Source organism: Shewanella sp. GJ50-10, assembly GCF_055808815.1.
The window spans coordinates 919,621-941,165 of record NZ_JBVVSS010000001.1 but is presented as its reverse complement, the minus strand read 5'-3'; the positions used below and the strand labels follow the sequence as shown (position 1 = coordinate 941,165).

Annotated in this window: 17 protein-coding genes; 10 read left to right on the top strand and 7 right to left on the bottom strand. The window is 40.0% G+C overall.

The genetic code is table 11. The features are described from left to right. Positions 1 to 232: 232 nt before the first annotated feature. Complete coding sequence (locus AC0L4E_RS03815; protein WP_473678088.1) at positions 233 to 1,165, top strand: dihydroorotate oxidase; 933 nt, start codon at positions 233 to 235, stop codon at positions 1,163 to 1,165. Positions 1,166 to 1,267: 102 nt separating this feature from the next. On the opposite strand, the gene AC0L4E_RS03810 is transcribed toward AC0L4E_RS03815, so the two are convergent. Next, positions 1,268 to 2,464, bottom strand: a complete 1,197-nt coding sequence (locus tag AC0L4E_RS03810; RefSeq protein ID WP_473678087.1) for a leucine-rich repeat domain-containing protein — start codon at positions 2,462 to 2,464, stop codon at positions 1,268 to 1,270. 225 nt (positions 2,465 to 2,689) lie between these two features. Here AC0L4E_RS03810 and AC0L4E_RS03805 point away from each other — a divergent pair, with 225 nt between their 5' ends. From AC0L4E_RS03805 to AC0L4E_RS03795, 3 genes are all read left to right on the top strand, one after another. Further along, positions 2,690 to 4,858: a cation:dicarboxylate symporter family transporter gene (locus AC0L4E_RS03805; RefSeq protein WP_473678086.1), complete on the top strand. Its 2,169-nt coding sequence runs from the start codon at positions 2,690 to 2,692 to the stop codon at positions 4,856 to 4,858. Positions 4,859 to 5,234: 376 nt separating this feature from the next. Continuing rightward, positions 5,235 to 6,392, top strand: coding sequence for an N-acetyl-alpha-D-glucosaminyl L-malate synthase BshA (gene bshA, locus AC0L4E_RS03800; RefSeq protein WP_473678085.1), 1,158 nt, complete (start codon positions 5,235 to 5,237; stop codon positions 6,390 to 6,392). Between the two features lie 33 nt (positions 6,393 to 6,425). Then, a complete protein-coding gene (locus AC0L4E_RS03795; RefSeq protein WP_473678084.1) occupies positions 6,426 to 8,660 on the top strand; it encodes a cation:dicarboxylate symporter family transporter in 2,235 nt (744 codons plus the stop codon). 204 nt (positions 8,661 to 8,864) lie between these two features. On the opposite strand, the gene AC0L4E_RS03790 is transcribed toward AC0L4E_RS03795, so the two are convergent. Genes AC0L4E_RS03790 through AC0L4E_RS03780 form a run of 3 tightly spaced genes read right to left on the bottom strand, consistent with a single transcriptional unit; the run spans position 8,865 to position 12,036 of the window. Beyond that, positions 8,865 to 9,359, bottom strand: a complete 495-nt coding sequence (locus tag AC0L4E_RS03790) for a GtrA family protein (protein ID WP_473678083.1) — start codon at positions 9,357 to 9,359, stop codon at positions 8,865 to 8,867. Further along, a complete protein-coding gene (locus tag AC0L4E_RS03785) occupies positions 9,359 to 10,852 on the bottom strand; it encodes a phospholipid carrier-dependent glycosyltransferase (protein WP_473678082.1) in 1,494 nt (497 codons plus the stop codon). The genes AC0L4E_RS03790 and AC0L4E_RS03785 overlap by 1 nt, the downstream gene beginning before the upstream one ends. Beyond that, positions 10,849 to 12,036 (bottom strand): glycosyltransferase family 2 protein, encoded by a 1,188-nt coding sequence (locus AC0L4E_RS03780; RefSeq protein ID WP_473678081.1) that lies wholly within the window; start codon positions 12,034 to 12,036, stop codon positions 10,849 to 10,851. Before AC0L4E_RS03780 ends, AC0L4E_RS03785 begins: the two co-directional genes overlap by 4 nt. A 130-nt stretch (positions 12,037 to 12,166) precedes the next feature. Between AC0L4E_RS03780 and AC0L4E_RS03775 the strand changes: the two genes are divergently transcribed. Together AC0L4E_RS03775 and AC0L4E_RS03770 are read left to right on the top strand one after the other, a co-directional pair. Beyond that, the gene (locus AC0L4E_RS03775; protein ID WP_473678080.1) at positions 12,167 to 12,841 is read left to right on the top strand and encodes a response regulator transcription factor; all 675 of its coding nucleotides are present in this window, start codon (positions 12,167 to 12,169) and stop codon (positions 12,839 to 12,841) included. Positions 12,842 to 12,843: 2 nt separating this feature from the next. Continuing rightward, complete coding sequence (locus AC0L4E_RS03770; RefSeq protein WP_473678079.1) at positions 12,844 to 14,181, top strand: sensor histidine kinase; 1,338 nt, start codon at positions 12,844 to 12,846, stop codon at positions 14,179 to 14,181. 298 nt (positions 14,182 to 14,479) lie between these two features. Here the strand turns inward: AC0L4E_RS03770 and AC0L4E_RS03765 are convergent, their stop codons facing one another. After that, positions 14,480 to 15,769: a metal-dependent hydrolase family protein gene (locus tag AC0L4E_RS03765; RefSeq protein WP_473681496.1), complete on the bottom strand. Its 1,290-nt coding sequence runs from the start codon at positions 15,767 to 15,769 to the stop codon at positions 14,480 to 14,482. A 330-nt stretch (positions 15,770 to 16,099) separates the two neighbouring features. Here AC0L4E_RS03765 and AC0L4E_RS03760 point away from each other — a divergent pair, with 330 nt between their 5' ends. Together AC0L4E_RS03760 and AC0L4E_RS03755 are read left to right on the top strand one after the other, a co-directional pair. Continuing rightward, a complete protein-coding gene (locus AC0L4E_RS03760; RefSeq protein WP_473678078.1) occupies positions 16,100 to 16,402 on the top strand; it encodes an NINE protein in 303 nt (100 codons plus the stop codon). Positions 16,403 to 16,417: 15 nt separating this feature from the next. Beyond that, entirely contained in the window at positions 16,418 to 16,663 is a 246-nt protein-coding gene (locus tag AC0L4E_RS03755; RefSeq protein ID WP_473678077.1) for a TM2 domain-containing protein, read from the top strand. A 96-nt stretch (positions 16,664 to 16,759) separates the two neighbouring features. On the opposite strand, the gene AC0L4E_RS03750 is transcribed toward AC0L4E_RS03755, so the two are convergent. Both AC0L4E_RS03750 and AC0L4E_RS03745 read right to left on the bottom strand, forming a co-directional pair. Then, a complete protein-coding gene (locus AC0L4E_RS03750) occupies positions 16,760 to 17,329 on the bottom strand; it encodes a hypothetical protein (RefSeq protein ID WP_473678076.1) in 570 nt (189 codons plus the stop codon). A gap of 274 nt (positions 17,330 to 17,603) precedes the next feature. After that, complete coding sequence (locus AC0L4E_RS03745; RefSeq protein ID WP_473678075.1) at positions 17,604 to 19,841, bottom strand: acyl-CoA dehydrogenase; 2,238 nt, start codon at positions 19,839 to 19,841, stop codon at positions 17,604 to 17,606. A gap of 352 nt (positions 19,842 to 20,193) precedes the next feature. On the opposite strand from AC0L4E_RS03745, the gene AC0L4E_RS03740 reads away from it, so the two are divergent. After that, positions 20,194 to 20,760: an SOS response-associated peptidase gene (locus AC0L4E_RS03740; RefSeq protein ID WP_473678074.1), complete on the top strand. Its 567-nt coding sequence runs from the start codon at positions 20,194 to 20,196 to the stop codon at positions 20,758 to 20,760. Between the two features lie 441 nt (positions 20,761 to 21,201). Beyond that, positions 21,202 to 21,435, top strand: a complete 234-nt coding sequence (locus AC0L4E_RS03735) for a cytochrome c3 family protein (RefSeq protein WP_473678073.1) — start codon at positions 21,202 to 21,204, stop codon at positions 21,433 to 21,435. Positions 21,436 to 21,545 lie beyond the last annotated feature (110 nt).

Sequence of the window (21,545 nt, the reverse complement as noted above, 5' to 3'; positions counted from 1 at the left end):
CCTAGCTTTTGTAGGTCACTTTGTTTGCTCTAGTTAACACTATTACAAATTTATTATCTCTTTTGCTTTTTTCTTGTTTCTAATCAAAGTCTCTATTGTCTTGCTGAATAAACTATGGCGCAATTTGGCGGTGAATAATTTTATTCGTTCATACGTAAGAACTTATTAAGCAAACTCACCACAAAGCGGTCGTATTGTTTTATCCATACTAATTCAGTCAAGAGGACGCTTCATGAAAATCGATTTATCCACTCAAATCGCTGGAATACAGCTAGACAGTTATTTGATGAATGCCTCTGGCCCTAAATGTACCACTTGGGATGAATTACACACTATTGCCCAGTCACGCTCTGCGACTGTGGTCACTAAATCTTGTACTATTGAATCGCGCGAAGGTAATCCAGAGCCTAGATACCAGAACTTACCTTTAGGCTCTATTCAATCAATGGGACTACCAAATTTAGGCTACAAAGCTTATTTAGAAATGGTGCCTCAATTAAAAGCCTTAGGTAAACCTGTTGTGGTGAGTGTTTCAGGTTTTAGCATTGAAGATAATATTGAAATGGTCACTGCTTTTCAAAACAGTGATGTTGATTTAATTGAAGTTAACTTTTCATGCCCTAACATCCCAGGTAAAGCCCAAGTTGCCTATGATTTTGAGCAAACGGATAAAGCCCTTGCGGCCATTACTGCACTTGGCAATAAGCCAATAGGGATTAAGTTAGCCCCCTACTTTGATATGTCACATTTTATTGCTGCGGCCAATATCATCAAAAAGTATCCAGTAAAATTCATTACCTGCATTAACTCTATCGGTAATACCTTAGTGATTGACCCACACACTGAGCAACCAATAATCAAACCTAAGGGTGGTTTTGGTGGTTTATGCGGTGATTACATTAAGCCTATTGGTTTAGCCAATGTTCGCGCCTTTCGTGAGTTACTCGATGATGATGTGCAAATCATTGGTGTAGGCGGGATTAAAACCGGTATCGATGCCTTTGAATACCTACTCGCTGGCGCAGATGCAGTGCAAATTGCCACCTGTTTTGAAAAAGAAGGCGAAAGCTGTTTTGAGCGAATTGAAACAGAGCTTGCAGACTTTATGCAAACGAAAAACTATCAATGTATTGCTGATGCAAAAGGCAAACTAAAGCCACTGTAGGTTTGGAAGACTTGATAGAACGCTAAAATAAATAAAACAGGAACTGCCGTCATCAAAGGGAGTTCCTGTTATTGATTATAGTGAGAGTTAACTTATGCCACTTTACTCATCACACATAGTTTGTCCTCTCACTTTGGCTTCACTGCTCAGCAACCCTCTTAGCTTGTGGATTTGATCGCAGCTTACTCTGCCTTTTCCTTTTACAGATACCTGAAGTAAACGTGAATTATTATATAGCGCACTAATATCACTTACCCGATTATCAACAATTGATAACTTAACTAAATTATTCTTATTAGCCAGAGCTGAAATTTTATGAATCTCATTGTAACTTAGATTGATATCCTCAAGGTTATTGAGATTTTCTAGTGGGTTAATGTCATTGATTTTACTCATCATACTAGAAAATATTCGCAAATTAGTTAAAGCCTCTATACCACTGAGATCTTTTAATCCTGTTTTGTTAGCCTGCAATTCTTCTAAACCCGTTAATGATTCAATTCCCTTTAACGAAGTGAGTGATTTGATTCCTGCAATAGAGATGACTTTAACATGGGGTAACAATGGCAAATCCGTTAATGTCGTTAAACCTGAGTTTTGAAGGTAAATTTCCTCTACATTCTCAAGTTGCTCTAATCCACCCAAGTGGGTGAGTTTATTCATTTGGCATATTAATTTTGTGACTTGCTGAGGTTCGGTCACCTTTTGTTTATTTATAGCCGAACGAATACATACGTCCAACGCTAGGTTACGCTGCTGCCGAGGCTTATCACTACTGTTTTCTGCTAATGTGCTAGATTGATTGAGCTCTTTAAACGAACCGCCTAAAATGATAAAAAAGAGGACAAAACAGATTACTTGAGAGCCTCCTTTTGAAAATAGTCCCACTAAAAATGAAAGTGGTAACACTACAATTAATAGGCTTACCATCCAGAATTGAATAAAACTAAATATATGCTTGGGCGCGTCCAGTTGGGAGGGAATCAAAATCTGAGTGTCTCGGCCAATCAGTTTTTCACAAAATGCCTGAGATAACATCGGAACTTGCCCAGTAGCAAGCTGTTCAGAGTTTGTTTCTGCGACAGGATAATATTGAACCTGCTGGCGAAGTTTTGAGCTTGCATGGTTATCGGTCACGCTGACCCATTTACCACTACACTGAGTAAAAGTGGCAGGCCTCAATTCAGATTCAAGTAACATTTTCATTCTATCGCCAGCAACATAGACACATATGAATAAACACATAAATGTGACTACACGACGGATATTATTAGACTTTATCCAATGGTTATTATCCATAATACTTCCCTAACGTCCTTATTTTTCATTTCACCTTTGATAAATAATATTTTCTATAGCCCCTGCCTAATCAGTGACAAGGCTGGTAATATCAACCAGATACAACACTAGCGTTACATTAAATACAAAACAACCTCAACAAAACAACAATAGACAGCCAGCTGACATTGCAGTTGTTTAACGAGACATTACCGCTTCAGGTTTAACATAAAATGGAAGACTACCGTGGTTAAGAAATTACTTGCGATGACCAGTTCGACCCAAATGCTAATAGCCATGTTTGTTGGCTTTGCTGTGGGCATTTTTTTTGGTGAATCCGTTGGCTGGCTTAGCACCATAGGTAATGGTGTCATCTTGTTGATGCAGATGACCGTGTTGCCTTACATTGTGGTATCGCTGATTGGCGGTATTGGTAAACTGCAAAAAAGCACTGCAATCCTCATTTTTAGTCGCGCAGGGTTTATTATGTTGCTGCTATGGCTTGTGGGCTTAGTCGTCACCGCATTAATGCCATTATCCTTCCCGTTTGTAGAATCTGCCTCATTTTTCAGTACCAGTATTATTGAGCCTGTCGAGCCAATTAATTACTTTAAGCTGTATATTCCTTCTAACCCATTTGAATCTATGGCAGCAGGTTATGTGCCTGCGATGGTGGTGTTTAGTATTGCGATGGGCTTAGCGTTAATTGGTATGGAGGGCGATAATAAAGCCCAAGTATTGTCCTTCATGCATACCATTACAGAAACATTTTCACGCATCACACAAGGCTTAGTGAAAGTCTTACCTATTGGTATTTTCGCCATGTCAGCCGCTGCAGCGGGTACTATGGGCGTTGATGAATTTGCCAGTATGCAAGTGTATTTAATCAGTTACTTTGTACTGTGTTTATTGCTCACCTTTATTATTCTGCCTTGGATTGTTTGTTCACTAACGCCAATTACTTACGCGCAAACGGTCAGCATTACCAAAGCGAGTTTAGTCACCGCCTTTGCCACAGGTAACATCTTTATTGTTATTCCTGTGATTATTGAAGAGTGTAAGCAGATTATGCGCGAGCATAATAACCTCAGCGAAGACGGCTTAACCTTAATCGAAATCTTAGTTCCCATTGCCTTTACCTTCCCTAATATCGGTAAACTTACCGTTATTTTGTTTGTCTATTTTGCAGGTTGGTTTAACGGCACACCTGTCGATTTAAGCGCTATACCTTCATTGTCAGTCAGTGGATTATTATCGCTGTTTGGCAGCGTTTATGTCGCCATCCCCTTTATGCTCGACTTGGTTCATTTACCTTCTGATTTATTCCAGCTGTTTGTTATGTCGGGCTTCATTACCGGTAAATTTAATTCTATCGCTGCGGTCATGAACCTATTCGCACTGACATTACTCACCGTTTGCCTATTTCAAGGCAGCCTCAAGATCCGTGCTCCACAGTTAATTAAAATGTTTGGCGGCCTATTAGCCAGTACTGTAGTCACTATTTTGGTATGTCGAATTGGAATGGGGTTATTTATTACCAGCCCTGAGATCACCAGTGGCGTGATAGCTAATATGAAAGTGGCAGATAAAGTCCCTACAAAAGTGACTCGCCAATTTCCTGAAGTCGGTAAAACACCTTCACAACCTATTGCTGATGTGCAAAGCATTCGCAAACGTGGCGTGCTAAGGGTTGGCTACATCCCAAGTAACGTGCCGTTTAGCTATTACAATAATTCAGGTCAATTGGTCGGTTTTGACTCTGCAATGGCGACCAAACTGGCAGAAGATTTAAAGGTTGATATTGAGTTTATTCCTTTTCATAAAGATAAACTGGCCGTGTCATTACAGGCTGGCTTTTTTGATGTGGCAATGTCTGGACTCGCAATGGATATCAAGCAAATGGATCGCTTAAGTTACAGCGACCCCGTGCTTGAGCTTAATATTGCGATTGCCACGAAAGATCATCGTGTCAACAGCTTTAAATCAAATGAATCGTTAATGGCAATGGAAAATACCACTGTTGCGTATGTTGAGCATGATGACAAAATCATTGAAGCGAAAAAGCAATTACCTCATCTCACCTTTGTCAAAATTGAAGGTTACAAAGACTTCTTCAGGCAGAAAAAAGATAAATACGATGCGGTGGTGATTAGCGCTGAAGCAGGCTCTGCTTGGACGTTATTTTTCCCAGGTTATGGCATAGCGATTCTAGAAGGAAAAAATCGTTACCCTGTGGCGTATGCGGTCGCTCAGTCAAACCAGTCATTACTGAACTATATTAATAACTGGCAAAAATTGCGTAAAGTCGATGGCCACCAGCAAGAGTTTTATGATTATTGGATGCTGGGTAAAGGCGCAACAACGCCTCAGCCACGCTGGTCAATTATTCGAGACGTTTTGCATTGGGTTGATTAAAGCTTTGGGTTGATTTAGCCCTCGCTCTAATAAAAAGCTCTTATACAAAGCCTTTATAACAAACCATCTATAAGCCTAATGAAATTAACTTCATTAGGCTTTTTTATATCCCTATTTATATCCCTGCCATAGCGACGTTTCACGTTAAGTTAAATTGTCATAATGCCTGTTTACAGTACAAAGTGATGACTTTCAGCTCAAAAGGCACATTTATTATCATTCTGTTTCATGAACACGACTAATTGATAACGATAAAAGTTTGCAAAACTCATTAACTTAGCCTAAAAATAACTAGTTAAGTTCATATTTTATAAGCTCAATTTCGTCAATATAAGTTCATGTTTTGCCCTCGAATTAGTAAGGATACTAGTTAGTAATGATGAATAAGTTATGTATCGGAATAGTTTGCCATCCAAGTATTGGTGGCTCAGGATTGGTGGCAACGCAGTTAGGCATTGGTCTGGCAAAGCTTGGTCACGAAGTGCATTTCATTGCCCATAAACGTCCTTTTAAGCTGATAGAACAGCATGAGAACATCTACTTTCATAAAGTCGATGAAGTTAACTATCCGCTATTTGAAGGACCATTACATACCTATTCTTTAACCGCTAAAATTGTCGAAGTCGTAGAGCAATATAAATTAGACTTGGTACATGCCCATTACTCAATTCCGCATTCTTTATGTGCTTTTTTAGCCAGTAATATCTGCAAATACTCTTTCCCAATCGTCACCACCATTCACGGCACAGATGTCACGATTGTCGGGCAGGATGATGCGATTAAAAGACTTAACACCTTCAGTATGAACCAAAGTACCTTGCTCACCACGGTATCGAATTTTCAGCGCCAATATATTCAACAAGAGTTTGAAGTTAATCAGCCCATCAATGTGGTACACAATTTTATTGATACCGATGATTTCACTCCCGATCTAGTAGACAGCACATTGAGACAATCACTGGCTGCTGATGATGAAAAAATCCTGATGCATGTGTCAAACTTCAGAGCGTTGAAAAATACTCAAACGGTGGTAAACGCCTTTAGCCAATTAAGTTGTAATGAAAAGGTCAGGCTTGTTTTGGTGGGAAGCGGGCCTGATATCGATAAAATTAGAACTCAATGTCAGCAGCTAAATATACTCGATAAAGTCACTTTTACTGGCTCAGTTAAAAACGTCGAACGCTTCATTGCCAATGCAGATTGCTTAATCCAACCAAGTTACCGCGAATCGTTCTGTATGGTCATTCTAGAAGCAATGGCTTGTGGTGTGCCAACAGTCAGCAGCGATGTTGATGGCATACCTGAGGTGGTAAATGAAGGAGTGACTGGCTTTATGTTCCCGCCAGAGGATGCCGATAATATGGCAATGGCGATCAGTCATATTCTTGCCGACTCCGATTACCAACATCAATTAGGCCAAGCTGGTAGAGAACGAGCAATGAGCCAATTCAATACTGACGTTAAAATTAATCAATACCTTGATTGTTACCATCAAACTCTGGCGATTCACGGACAAAGCGCAACTGCTTGTTAGATAAAGTTCAAAAACAAATATAAAGGGATTCATATGGCAACGGCCAATGCAGGGACAGAAGAACCGAAAGACGTAAACCAACAAGCAAACACACAACCACCGCAAACGGAGCCAAAAAAGAAAAAACTCAGCATGTCGAGTTGGGTATTAATCTCTTTTGCTGGCGGGATTATTGCTGGGTTATTTTTCGGTGAAATGCTGGCTTGGATGTCTGTGATAGGCGATGCTTTTATCAAGTTGCTACAGATGACCATTATCCCTTATATCATCGTATCGCTAATCTCCAGTTTAGGCAGTTTAACCTTAGAACAAGCCAAATCATTAGGGGTTAAAGTTGGTAAATTGATGTTGGTGATTTGGCTATTTGGCCTGCTTAGCATGTATTTGATTAAATACACCTTCCCTGACTGGCAAGCCGGCGAGTTTTTCAGTTTAACCGCGCTTCAAGATCCAAACTCAGTAAACTTACTCGACTTATATATTCCTTCTAACCCATTCTTTTCGCTATCAAATAGCTACATTCCAGCTATTGTTTTATTTTGTGTCGCAACTGGTATTGCGCTTATTTCGATTAAAGACAAAGAATCGCTAATGCGTCCATTACAATTACTCGGGGAGTCTTTTAATAAGGTTACTCAGAGTATTGTGATGCTAATGCCTATTGGTATTTTTGCTATGACAGCGGCAACTGCGGGCACCATGGATTTTGATGAGTTTCAAAAACTGCAGGTCTACTTTGTTGCCCATGTGGTGATGACTATAATTTTAACCTATTGGGTACTGCCGGCCATCATCATGGTTATTACTCCGTTCTCCTATCGAGATATTACTGGCATCGCCAAAGATGCGATGATCACCGCCTTTGCGGCAGGTAATATATTCATTGTTTTACCGCTACTGATTCAGCGCACTAAAGAGCTATTCCACAAATATAATATCGGTGATTCGCAAACCGATGACTACGCCAATATCATCATTCCTGTGGTGTTTAGCTTCCCGAATTTAGGTAAGTTACTCACGATTGTATTCGTGCTTTTCGCCGCATGGTTTTCAGGTAAAGAGCTCGACTTTCTCAGTTACTTCCCGATGTCTGTGAACGGGTTAATTAGTTTATTTGGCAGTGTTTATTTAACGATTCCAATGCTACTGGACTCGTTAGAGCTATCATCAGATCTGTTTCAGCTTTATATGGTTTCTAGCTTATTCACCAGTCGCTTTACTTCACTGCTAGCGGCAATGAATATCTTTATTTTAGCCATTGGCGGCACGGCTATGCTGGCAGGTATTGCCAAAGTCAGCATGAAACGTCTTATTTTATGCAGCGCTATCACGCCTGTGGCTTTTGGTATCACGCTGCTAGCCACCAGTTGGCTGCTAAATAACATCGTCGACACTGAATACAACATGGATAAAGTGGTCGCTCACATGAGTTCTGCCGCAGAAGTCCCTGAAGAAGTGACCACCTTTAATTGGTCTGAAGAATTAGAAGTAAATGGACCGCGAACCATAGAACAAATTAAACAAAGTGGCATGCTGCGTGTGGGCTACAACACAGTGCAAGTTCCCTTCTCGTTTTTTAACGCCCAAAAGCAATTAGTCGGCTTTGATATTGAGTTAATGAAAAAACTCGCAGCTGAACTTGGACTTAAAATCGCCTTTATCCCCTACACTAGCGAGAATGTATTAGAGTCCATTAACAGCGGGTTATTTGATATTACGGTTTCTGGTTTACAGATGACCACCACCCGCATTGGCTTTGTCGACTTTACCAACCCAGTATTGAACCTACATTACTCATTTGTAGTAAAAGATTATCGAGCGGACGAGTTCCAAAACGATGAGTTAATCCATCAAGCAGAAAAGATTCGAGTCGCTTCAGTAGGTGATTATTCGATTATCCCCCACCTAGAAGAGAAGTTCGATAATCTCGAATTTACCTCAATTGACTCAGATAAAATCTTCTTTGAAGATGATGGTAAGTCATGGGATGGTTTATTGATCAGTTTAGAAGCCGGACAAACCTGGACCATTTTATACCCTGAATACACCACCCTTTATAACCGTGAAGAGATTAAATCCTTCCCAGCATCATATGCCGTCGCCAAAGGGAATCACTCTCTGCATATCTTTTTAAACAGCTGGTTATCGATTCAACAGTCCTCTGGTTATATTGATACTTTGTATAGTTATTGGATATTAGGCGAAAATGCCCAACCGAAAAAACCGCGCTGGTCAGTGGCTAAAGATGTACTGCACTGGGTTGAGTAATACTTGGAGAGTTAACCAATAAAGACTTAAAACCTTACTCAGTGAGTAAGGTTTTTTTATGCCAAATTGTTGTGATTAGCTAGAGCTAAGTCAGGGAATAGTCCCCTAAACGGCTATTTTATTAACGAATAATAGTGAACCAATGCTGTGTTATGAATTAATTGCTGTAAATAACAATGGTATTGAATATATATCATTTCATCCTCACTGAGATTGTGCTTTAAAAGTAAAATAATTCGAGCCTAACCAGTTCACAACTAATCCAATTAATACACCAAACGATAGACTTAACACTTCAGCAGTGACTGACTGAACTAGTGTAGAAAATGATGCTAAAGGCGTAACAGTAAGCAGCCAGCCTCTAGCAATTTGAAACCCCATTAAGTTAGCTATAGCAGCAATACCTGCTATCAAGATAACCCATAACATTTGTTCTTGAGTTCGACGTTGCTTTCGGTGGCGAAAGGTAAACTTTCGATGCCCTAACCAAGTTAAACTCAACCCCACAGTAAAAGCCGCACCCCGTGCAAACATCGCGTCCCATTGAGCCCAATTTAATAGTGCTAAATACACTGTTAAATCCACCACAAAACTGGCTCCTCCAACCATTAAAAAACAGCCAAAGGTATTAAGACGAAGATGTTGAATTAGCAGATATTGCAGCCTCTCAGTTCGCCTTAATAAACTCACTTGCTGCATCAGTTTTCACCACACAACATTAGCACTTTACTGCGGGTTTCAGACTCAAGAAAACAACTACCAAAGTTTCCTTGTTCAGTGAGTTGTCGCTTGCTGACAACGATATAATAAGGCTGTTGGTTTAACTGATCTAATTGCTGCTCATCATTGACAATAACTGCCTTACCTTCACTGTAATACCGTGAAGAAAATGGCTGTTTATGCCAATAATAAACTGGCAAATCAAACACCCTTTGGTTCAATAACCACTTATCACTTTTATCTTTGCTCACTCCAGAATTAAGCACCACTATTGCAATAACCAACAATAGAGGAACACTACTCGCAATTACCATAAAACGGTTAATCGATGCATTTCGCCATGCATAGGCGATTAATAAAGCGAGTGCGGGCGATGCAGGTAATACGTAAGCAGGTAAAATGTTGCCTGCAAAAGTAAATAGAATCAGTGGCGCAGCCATCCAACACAGTAAAAACTTAGTGAAATCATCAAACCCTTTATTTTCACTATTTGTTTGTTCTTCGTTTGCAAAAGTCTCTTTAACGCAGGCTGCTTTAGTAAAAGCCTCTTTAGCAACAGCCACTTTGGTTGAATTGGTATTTTGATAAATACGATACAAACCGCGAGGAATAAATAACGACCAAGGTACGCAAGCTACAGCAAAGTAAATCCAAATTGTGCCGCGGATTTCATCATGTGCAGTGCCATATAAATCCCCTTTCCAACCACTGTCCACAAAGCGAGACCAATGCTCACCCACAATAAAGTATTGGATAAAACCTGGGGTCGCTTGCTCAGCCATGACATACCAAGGCAGAGTTAGCGCCAGTAATAACATTAATCCAGATAACAATGGTATCCGCTGCCATAATTGACGCCACATTTTGACTGGGCCAACGGCCCAAACCATCCATAGATAAGTGGCAATACCAAATATTGCTACAGCGACAGGCCCTTTGGCCATTAAGCCAATAGCAAGGCCAACAAAGCCTGCATAACCCCACAAATATTGCCCTTGCCAAGCTAAGTAAAAACCCACCAAAGCTAGCGTTAATCCCAGTAATAACCCCATGTCGGTCATCACTGTCCCCATACAAACGTAAAAAACGGTGGTAGTGGTCAGAATTGTGGCAACCGTTATGCCATTAATAGCGAATTGCTTAGCCAGTTTGACCACTAGCCATAAAACCAACAGACCCACTAAAAAATGCGGCAACCTTAAAAAGAATTCATTATTAGCAAACAGCTCTATAAAGCTTGCACTTAACCAATTTTGTAAAGGAGGTTTGCCCCAAAAAGGCACACCGTAATCAAATTGCGGCGTGAGCCAGTTACCTGTCTCTGACATCAATCGCGCCATTTCACCATAGCGGGCTTCGGTCGTATCCATCAATGGATACAAAGCCAATGAAGCCAAGCGAATCAACAATGCGCTTACAAGTAGCATTAACATTTGTGGATAATACTGCGCTGAAAATAACTTTGACTTCATTTGACGTTTTCCAAACTAAACTGATATTGATTAAAGCTTTTTGGTTGAACAAATTGATTTTGCCGACTAATTAAAATGCCTTGCTCTACGACTGTTTTTTGCTGCTGATATACAGCTTGTTTGACTGTTATTGCTGACTTCTTATTATTAAATGACTGTTTACTTTTGGCTGATTTTTTAGCTTTATGTGGCTGCTTAAAATTCACTACGGTATGCGGCACACTTTGCTGGTGATAAACGTCTTCAACAATAAATACAGGTCGCTGTTTTACCTCCATAAAAACCCGCCCTAAATATTCACCAATCAAACCTAATGCCAGTAATTGAATACCCGCTAAAAACAGTTGCACCACCATCATTGATGCATAACCAGCTACAGCTTCGCCATAAACTAAGGTTTTAATCACTACCCAAATGCCATAAACAAACGCGCTCATGCCAATGCTGACGCCAAACCAGGTTGCTAAGCGCAGTGGTTTAAAGCTAAATGAAGTAATCCCATCCATCGCCAAGCCCACTAACTTGCCGTAATTCCACTTGGTTTCACCGACACAACGAGGGTCGCGATCAAACTCTATGATGGTTTGTGTAAAACCTGGCCAACTTAAAATGCCTTTCATAAATCGGTTACGTTCAGGCATGGCATTGATATGGTCGACTACTTGTCTGCTTAACAGTCTAAAGTCGCCGACATTCTCAGGAACCGGTGAATCAGACATCCAGTTCATTAAGCGATAAAAACTGGCTGCAGAAAAACGTTTAAACCAGGTTTCTCCAAGGCGTTTTTTACGACGCATATTGACCACTTCAAAACCTGAGCGCCAAGCTTGCAACATTTGTGGGATAAGCTCTGGCGGATCTTGTAAGTCCGCATCAAGCAAGATAACGGCTAATCCGCGCGCTTGAGCAAGCCCTGCTGACATTGCCGCTTCTTTACCAAAATTTCGGCTTAGTTTTATGCATTGATGCTCGCAATAGCTTAAGCTCAGTTGTTGCAGTAAATCCCATGTATTGTCTGTGCTGCCATCATCAACAAATACCAGTTCACAATGATCATTAATTGTTGACAGCACAGAGTTAAGCCTCGACATCAGCACATCGATACTTTGTGATTCATTGAACATTGGAATAATTATCGAAAGACAAATTTCTGTTCGTTGGTTAAGGTTATTTGAATGACGCATCCACTATTCCTTCAGAATAAAATATGCCAACATCCTGAAGGGTAAGTGGTGTAAGAAATGTCATTGACATTTTTTCGACAAAAAAATTGCGACAATATAGGCATTAACACACAAGGAATAAACGCAGCACATGAAATTACTTATCATCGAAGATAACCACGATGTTGCAGGTATTTTAGGAGACTTTTTTGAGGCTCAAGATGCTGACCTTGATTACGCCGCTAATGGTGAGCTTGGGTTAAGCCTCGCACTTGCAGAAGACTTTGACGCTATTATTTTAGACCTCATGCTGCCTAAATTAGATGGTTTAAGCTTATGCCGCGCGTTGCGAGAGCAAGGGTGCACCACCCCAGTATTAATGCTGACAGCGTTAGATAATAAAGCCGACTTAATGACAGGTTTTGACAGCGGTGCAGATGACTACCTAGGCAAACCTTTTGATTTAGATGAACTGGATGTCCGCATTAAAGCGTTGATAAAAAGACATCGCGGTAAAGTGGCGCAAGCGACATTGCGCTTTGGTGAGCTTGAGTTAGACATTGCCCGTCATCAAGTGAAGCGCCGAGGTATGAAACTCCCCTTAACACCAACGACTTATCAAATTTTATTAATGTTAATCAAAAATGCGCCAAACGTGGTCACTCGTGAACAACTGATTGAAGAAATCTGGGGCCAACACCCACCAGGACAAGACATTCTTCGAAGTCATGTTTATCAATTGAGGAACCAGCTTGATAAGCCATTTGAGCAACCTATGTTAGTAACGATCCCTAAAGTGGGTTTACGTTTAGAGCAAGGAGAATAGCATTGGCCGCAGACAGATTAACGACGCAAGTACCCCATGCTGCAACAAGTAATAGAACTGCTCACTCTTTTGTTGGGCGACTGACACTCTACTTTGTATTAATCGGTGTGTTGGCATCAGGCTTAATTTACCTGATGATGATCTTCATGCTGCAATGGGTTGAAGATGAAGTAAGTTTGAATAACCTGCGAGACAGCGCCCCATACGTCATCAAACAGTTTCGTAAGGGTTCGCCTGAGCCATTAGTCTTGCCGCCCAACATTACCGCATTTCACAGTACTGACTTTATTCCATCAAATTACGGTCAATTACAAAATTACCCGCTTGGTTTTAATGGTGAGATTAATGATGACTTAAATGAGATATTTTTATATCGCTCAGAATTTGTTTTAAATGGTCGCATGACGCAACTATTTATCACTATGCCTGCTGAAAATATTGAATTAAACAAAGACCAATGGAATGGGATCAGTGGATTTATAATCGTTTTTACGATTGGATTAATTCTGTTATTTAGCTTTGCTATTTTTAAACTTTTTAGGCGTTTAATCGCGCCAATTAATCAATTAAGTATGCAACTTGGACAAGCTACACCGCCAACAGAGTTTACTGTTAGCCAAAGCGCTGCCAAGGAGTTCGGTATTCTCACTGATAGTCTGAACCATTATCGTCAGCAAAACGAAACCTTAATTAAACAAGAGCAAGCATTTGCAAGATATGCCAGCCATGAGTTACGTACGCCACTGAGTATCGTTTTAGGTTCGGCAAAATTACTTGCCCAAAAGCCCGATGCAGATTTTCAGCATCGTCAAAGAGAGCGTATAACCCGCGCAGCTCAAGACATGCAAAACACGGTCGAGGCGTTACTTAATATCGTTAAACAAGAAAAGTCAGCTAATGCTAATCCACCTAGACAACTAACAGAGCAAGAGTTGGTTCAAACACTTGAGACAACGATTAATCAGGCTAAACAACAAGACATTGACGTTATTATGAATTGGTTTGGCACGCCGATAGTGCAGCCTAATTCAGCGGTGATAAAGATGCTGTTAACCAATCTAATTAACAATGCCGTTAATGCCCGCTGTGAAAACTTAGCTACTGAGGAAGTAAGTTGGATTAAGATTAGTATTTTCGACGATAGAATTGTGGTTGAAGATAATGGCCAAGGATTGTCTGAAGTAGAAAAAGGCCATCAAGGGAGTGAGTTAGCAGGTCATGGCTTGGGACTGGTGATCATCGACACCTTATGCCAGCGCTACAATTGGAAGTTTAACCTTGAGGAAAATCAGCCCAAAGGCTGCATTGCTACACTCAAATTGCCTAAACTAACTAGTTAGATTAAGCACTTAGATTTAATCCTTAGATTTAATCCTTAGATTTAATCCTTAGATTTAATCCTTAGATTTAATCCTTAGATTTAATCCTTAGATTTAATCCTTAGATTTAATCCTTAGATTTAATCCTTAGATTGAGCGCCTAAATAAAGTACTTAAATGAATTACCTAAACTGAGCGCTTAAACTAAACCCTTATACTACCTGCACCAAAATCTGAAAAGGCTGACTCAATCTAGAGCTTAATGATTGAATCAGCCTTTTTAAATGCTTTTAAATGAATGAACGCTATAAACGGGCGTTTAACGTTTATGAATAGCGCCTGATTTCATCACAAATTGCACATCAAGTAGTGCATCGATTTGGGTTAATGGACTGGTCTTCATCGCAATCACATCAGCTTGCTTACCTTGCTCGAGTGTACCTAAACTATCTGACATGCCGATTAAGTCAGCGCCATTAATGGTGGCAGAAATTAAAATATCTTTATTCGACATTCCTGCTTGATGCATCAAAACAGCCTCTTTGGCATTATCACCGTGACGAGACACACCACTATCGGTACCAAAAGCGATTTTCACCCCTTGTTTGTACGCATTACCAAAGTTATTTTGCATGTCGTTACCCACACGAATCGCTTTCGCTTTAATCGCATCCGACATGAAGTTACCTTTTGAGTTAGCCATTTGCACCACAGTGTCACCCGCAAGTAATGTCGGCACTAAATAGGCACCCGATTTTTTAAACAACTTAATCGACTCTTTGTTGGCGTAACTGCCGTGCTCAATGCTGTCGACTCCAGCTCGAAGCGCTGCATTGATACCTTCTGCAGCATGGGCATGACTGGCAACCTTTCTACCTAAAGCATGGGCGGCATCAATCACTTCTTTCAATTCATCATTGGCCATTTGCTGCCCTGTACCGGTATTGGTATCAGACAATACACCACCTGTAGAAGTAATTTTAATAACATCTGCGCCGTATTTGATCGCGCGACGAGTCGCACGGCGACAATCATAAGGGCCATCACAAATAGTTTTTGATGTGAGCATATCTAATAAATCTGGGCTTTTACCATCGACATCGCCGTGGCCGCCTGTCACTGAAACACCGCCAGAAGCAATAACACGTGGGCCACTGAGCCAACCTTTATTAATCGCATCACGCAGTGCATAAATTTGCTCAGGTTTTGCGCCTAAATCTCGCACTGTGGTAAAGCCTGCCATTAAGGTTTTATTGGCAAAGTAGGCACTTCTCATCGCCACATCTGCATCTGACATGCGCAGTGCTTCACTGTCGTTTTTAGGACCAATTTCACCTTGTAGATGTACATGCATATCCATCAACCCAGCCATGACAAAATGATCTTTTAAGTCAATATACTCAACAGTATCTGTAGATAATGTTTGCTGTTCAGGCAAGGTTAGGTAACCTTTTTTAACCTCTGAAATTTTGTCATCAATAATCACTAACGAATATTCTCGTAACGGTTTTGCGCTGGCATCAGTTAACAGTTCACCTGCATGAATAACCTTATAATCAGCGCTGTTTACCGCTAATGATGTCAAGGTGCATGTAGTTGATAATGCCATGATTAAGGCGAGTTTGGTTTTAGATAATACCGATGAAGTGCGCATGAGTTTCCCTATTTATATACTGATGTCCATAGTTAATAACATGCCTAAATTTTTAGATAGTTACAATAAAGTAGTAAGTCAGGTTTGCATTAGGCATTTTTTAAATAAAAGTAATAGCCTTATTTTTATCACTCTATGTTATGTCATTAGTTGCTTTTTAGTTGTCAGAGTTAAATGCATCGCACGATCTAAAACACATTCTCACCCCTAAATTAACATTTGTAATTGATTAAGCTAACTCTTTGCTATATAAAAGGTTTAAGATTTTCATCAAGGAGGACGAAAGTGTCAGAGTCGGTCAAATCAGAAAAAAACTACGCAACAGCAGTTATCTTATCGGGAATATTCGGGATCTTTGGTATCCATCATTTCTATTGTGGAAGAGTGCTCCACGGATTTTTCGATCTGTCGTTAGCGATAGTTGGGCTTACGCTAATGCAATTTGATGACACGACACTCACCATGCTCGGTGTTGGTCTTATTCTAATTGATGTCATTCACACCGTTGTGGTGACATTTATGCTTCTAGTCGGAAGCTACAGAGACGGAAAAGGCAAATTAATTGCTTATCCGGGACAAAAAATATAATTAAGGGATTTATTTATGTCAGAAGTTCAAACAGCAGAAGCACCTGTTCAGGTAAGCGAAAAAGGATTCGTTCCTACTCTACTTTTATGTTTCTTTTTAGGGGCATTTGGGGTTCACCGTTTTTACACAGGTAAAATCGGTACTGGTATTTTAATGCTACTAACTCTAGGTGGCTTAGGGATTTGGACGCTTATCGATTTCATTATTATTGCTGTCGGTAACTTTAAAGATTCACAAGGTAACGTTATTAAAGCAGCTTAATTGCAGCTTTAATCGCATAAACAATAAGGCTGCCTAATGTTTTTTGGCAGCCTTTTATTTATCTATAACTCATATAAATACTGAAACTCAATCAGCTTAAAAAGTAAAATCTATTCCCCAATATATTTGCTCAGCATCATTCACTGATAACGAAGTCGCATTAATGCCTTTATCTGCTGAAGTAAAATTATGCTTTAAATAACGAAAGCCTAACTCTGATGTCAATGTGTTGCCAAAATCGAACATCAAACCCGTTTGTCCGCCAAACACATAACAACTGCTCGAGTCTCGATAGATTTGGTCAATGTCATTGAATTGAAACTCATGATCACTTAACCCTGCAGAGCCGCCAATAAACCAACTCACTTGTTTAGCCTCATCCAACGAAAACAATCGGTCATAAGACACGAGTAGCCCTTGATGATGATTCATATCATCAGAGTTAAATGAGTAAGTGCCATACAAACGACTGGTATCGCTAATTTTTAAGCCATTTTTAATTTGATAATTAATACCGCGTTCTTGGTTACTAGATAACTCTGAAGCAGAGGAACTAGCATGGTGTTGGTAACCCACTGTTCCGCCTACAATTGTGTCAGCAGCATAGGAAATACCGGGAAGTAAACACATCACGATTACGTTTTTGAGTAAGCTAAATCGAGCCATTTATCCTCCGGCTTTAGCAATAACTACTTTATTATTTACCGAAGTAAGGTAGAAAAAATGCCGTTTAGCTCAAACTTCCAATTGATAAAATACCCAAAAGGTAACATTGATCAAAATTTGTGATCCGCTTAAAATTTAATCTTCACCGCTGGGAATCGACATCGCACGAGTTCAATTTCCTGCAGGCACAAAAAAGCCGCTCGAAGCGGCTTTTATTATCAATACGATATGAGCAATATTTGTGCTCAATTCAGTTTCAAACCATCACTATAGTTTAATTAGCGATTTTTAAATTGGCTTTATCTGAAATTAAGTTTAAATCGAAATCGAACTCATCCACGCGGATAGCGCGTTCACGCTTCAAATTATAGTCTTGCAGCAACTTGTGCTCATCAGCGCTAACAACTTGGGCTTCAAGTGCATTATCCAGTGTAATTGAGAAACGAACACCTGCTTTAAATACACGCTGTTTAAGTGCTTTTTTGACTTTAGAAAGCAGTGGTAAACACGCCATTTTAGCTAAATAAGCTTGCTCATTGATGTAGTTACCGTCACCTGCAACTGGCTTGATTAAGTGAGTTAACTGCTTTTTAAATGCTGTATCTAGCTGAGCTTGCTCGGCTAATTCACGCACTAAGTCATCATTCACTTTGACCATTTTACCTGAGTAAGTCATGGTAATTAAACGCATGAACTGACGCGTAGGTGCTGATGGGAAGTTCTCTAAAAATGCCAATATTGCTTCTTCAGCTTTACATAAAGACCAACGTGTTGCGTATTCAAAGTATGGCTTAGCTTGGCTGCGTTCACCCGCTGTCACTTTTTGCTCGTAGAAACGAATCGATGCCATGGCTGCATATAAGTAACTCATTACATCACCTAAACGGGCCGAAAGCATTTCAGCTTGCTTAAGCTTGCCACCTAATACTAGAAGCGAGAAATCAGCATATACCGCCAGTTTTGATGCCAATTTATGTACAGACTTTTCGTAACCAACCACTTCAGGAAGAGTCGACTGAGCTGGCGCAGTAAATGGCAACAAGCCTAATTTAAATGCACGTAAGCTATTACCTACGCTGTAACCAATAGTTTGTCTAAAGATGCGATTGAAGGTTTTATCAGCATCACTTGCATCGCTATGGATAGACTCAACCATGCTTTGTAAGTGCGGATGACAACGCATCACACCTTGACCAAAAATCATCAAATTACGGGTAAGAATGTTTGCGCCTTCAACTGTAATCGCAATTGGCTGAGCAACATAACCTGACGCTAAGGTATTTTGTGGACCACGTTGAATCGCTTTACCCGCTTGAATATCCATTGCTGAATCTAAAATATCACGACCAAGTTCAGTCATATGGTATTTTGCAATCGCAGTGACAACTGATGGCTTTAAGCCAAGGCCTAAACCTTCTGTGGTTAATACACGCATCGCTTCTTGCAAATAAGTTTTACCGGCAATATCAGCAAGCTTTTCTTGAATACCTTCAAACTTACCAATCGATAAACCAAACTGCTCACGTACTGCTGCATATTCAGCAGAAGACTTAAATGAACATTGGCTCACTGACACACCTAATGCCGGTAGTGAAATACCACGGCCTGCACCAAGACAGCTCACTAGCATTTGCCAGCCGCGACCAATTTTTTCTTGGCCACCGATAATAAAGTCCATTGGAATAAATACGTTTTCGCCACGAGTCGTACCGTTATAGAAACGACAACCCATAGGGTCATGACGGTTACCCAATTGCACACCTGGGTGAGCTTTAGGGATCAAGGCACAGGTGATACCAAGTTGTTCTTTACCACCGAGTAAGCCTTGTGGATCTTCAACCTTAAATGCCAAACCTAATACCGTGGCAATAGGCGCTAAGGTAATGTAACGCTTATCCCAAGTCACCGATAAACCAAGTACTTCTTTACCTTCGTACTCGCCCATTGTCACTGTACCGATATCAGGGATACCGCCAGCGTCAGAACCTGCTTCTGGGCTTGTTAAGGCAAAACATGGGATCTCTAAGCCATTGGCTAAACGTGGTAACCAAAAATCACGTTGGCTATCTAAACCGTAATGCATCAGTAGCTCACCAGGGCCTAGTGAGTTAGGTACCATTACCGTTACAGCAACAGCAGAACTTTTAGCGGCAATCGTCGCTACAATAGTAGAGTTAGCATAAGGGCTAAACTCTAAACCACCGTATGATTTTGGAATAATGAGCGAGAAAAACTTGTTCTCTTTAAGGAAGGTCAATACATCATCTGGCAAGTGCTTACCATTTTGAATATCAAAATCATCGACCATTTCAATCAATGTTTGCACAGGACCATCTAAGAAAGCTTGTTCATCAAGTGACAAGGTTGCATTGGGAATATCACGCAACGCAGCAAAGTCTGGAATACCTTGATAAATTGAGCCTTCTAACCAAACATCACCTGCATCTAGCGCTTCTTGTTCAGTCGTTGAAATACTCGGCAAAACTTTTTTAAATGTTGTTCTTATGCTCATAGTTATACACTCATCAGACCAGAATAATAGTGTGCATTACGTCACAAAAATCAAATTAGATCAAATATTCTAATTAGGAAATAAAGCTAATCTTTACAGTAACAAAGCAGTGTAAAAAAATAATTATCGTCATTTCATGAACTTACACGTGTACGCTGAAGGGAAAAATAATTTAAAAATTTATACGCTCGTTTGAATTTTTATAAAAAATAACCAAAAATGACATCAATTTCGGATAAATGGCTTCAATATTTTTCGTAAAAAGCGGTTAAATTCTGACGTTAAATTTTTGGCGTATAATCAATAGTCATTCAATTTGTGTAAAAGCTAATAATAAAAAGAAGGTTTTACTATGTGCGGTAGAATGGAAGTGTTACTGGGTGGAATGAAAGGCTTGCTTGACCAAGTCTTTGATGAACCATTAAGTATTCAAACAAACCTTGATTTAAGACCCACTGACCCAGTTACTACCCTAAGCTCTACACAAGGCAAGCTTATGGCCACTCAGCAAAGCTGGGGCATACAACCCTCATGGTCTAAAAAGCTCATCATTAACGCCCAAGCTGAAACTGTGGCCGAAAAAGCCACTTTTGCCAGCGCCTTTAGTGAACACCGTTGCATTATACCTTGTAGTGCATGGTTCGAATGGCGAGATGAAGGCCACGCTAAAAAGCAAAAATACCGCTTTTCACACGCTGCAGATAAACCATTATTCATGGCAGGTGTCATTTATCCAGAGCTACAACAATTGGTTACCCTTACAATTACCCCCAATGAAAAATGTGCTGAATACCATCACCGCATGCCGCTATTTATTCCTTCGAACGCAATTGGCAGTTGGCTAAATGACAAGCCTCAGCAACTCAGTCCATTAATACAAGCTTTGCCTGATAAATGGATCAAGGTTTCTGCAGCTTAAGATTTACAAGTAGCGTTCATCTTACGTTCATCTAATGACATTTATACTGAGTGTGGTCATCAATGATGTAGTGCATTTTCGATGATCAAATCCATTTTAAAAAAATTAGAATTTTATTAAGCAGATCACAACCTTGAGAATTATCTATGTTAGAAAATGCAAAAAGGTGGCTTTAAAAGCTAATTTAAGTTCCAATTAACATAAATCAATAAGATAGTATCTAAGTAAAGCTGCTAAAGTATATTTAAAGAGTTCGCTCTTACATGCTTAAGATTGCATTACAAATACTAAATTTAAAATGTGCTAACCAATATTCAGTGTCCTTAGTTATTAAGTAACGGATTTATTTGCATTAAGAGATGTGATCATTGAGTCAGCGCGAGTTGTTAGGATTCAACCTAACATGGGCGATACAGCCCCTTAACTGATGATGGAGTTACTATGAAATACTTAGCTATGATTGCTACACTAGTTTTCGCTAGTTCTGCTTTTGCTGTTGACTGTGTTGATTGTCATGAAGCAATCAATGTTGCAGAACATACTGAAATGGAAGCAACACTAGAAACTTGTACTGATTGTCACAGCGGCATGACAGATATGCATGAATTAGATGCAGATATCCATACACCTGACCTAGCAATCACTGAATGTGCTGATTGTCACGGTGTAGACTAATACCTTAGGTATTTAGTCCTTTAACCTTGATTTAAGCACTGCATTTGCAGATTGACCATTACCAGATTTGGCCAAGCTAGTTCACTAAATCAAGCGTTAACTTCTCTGTA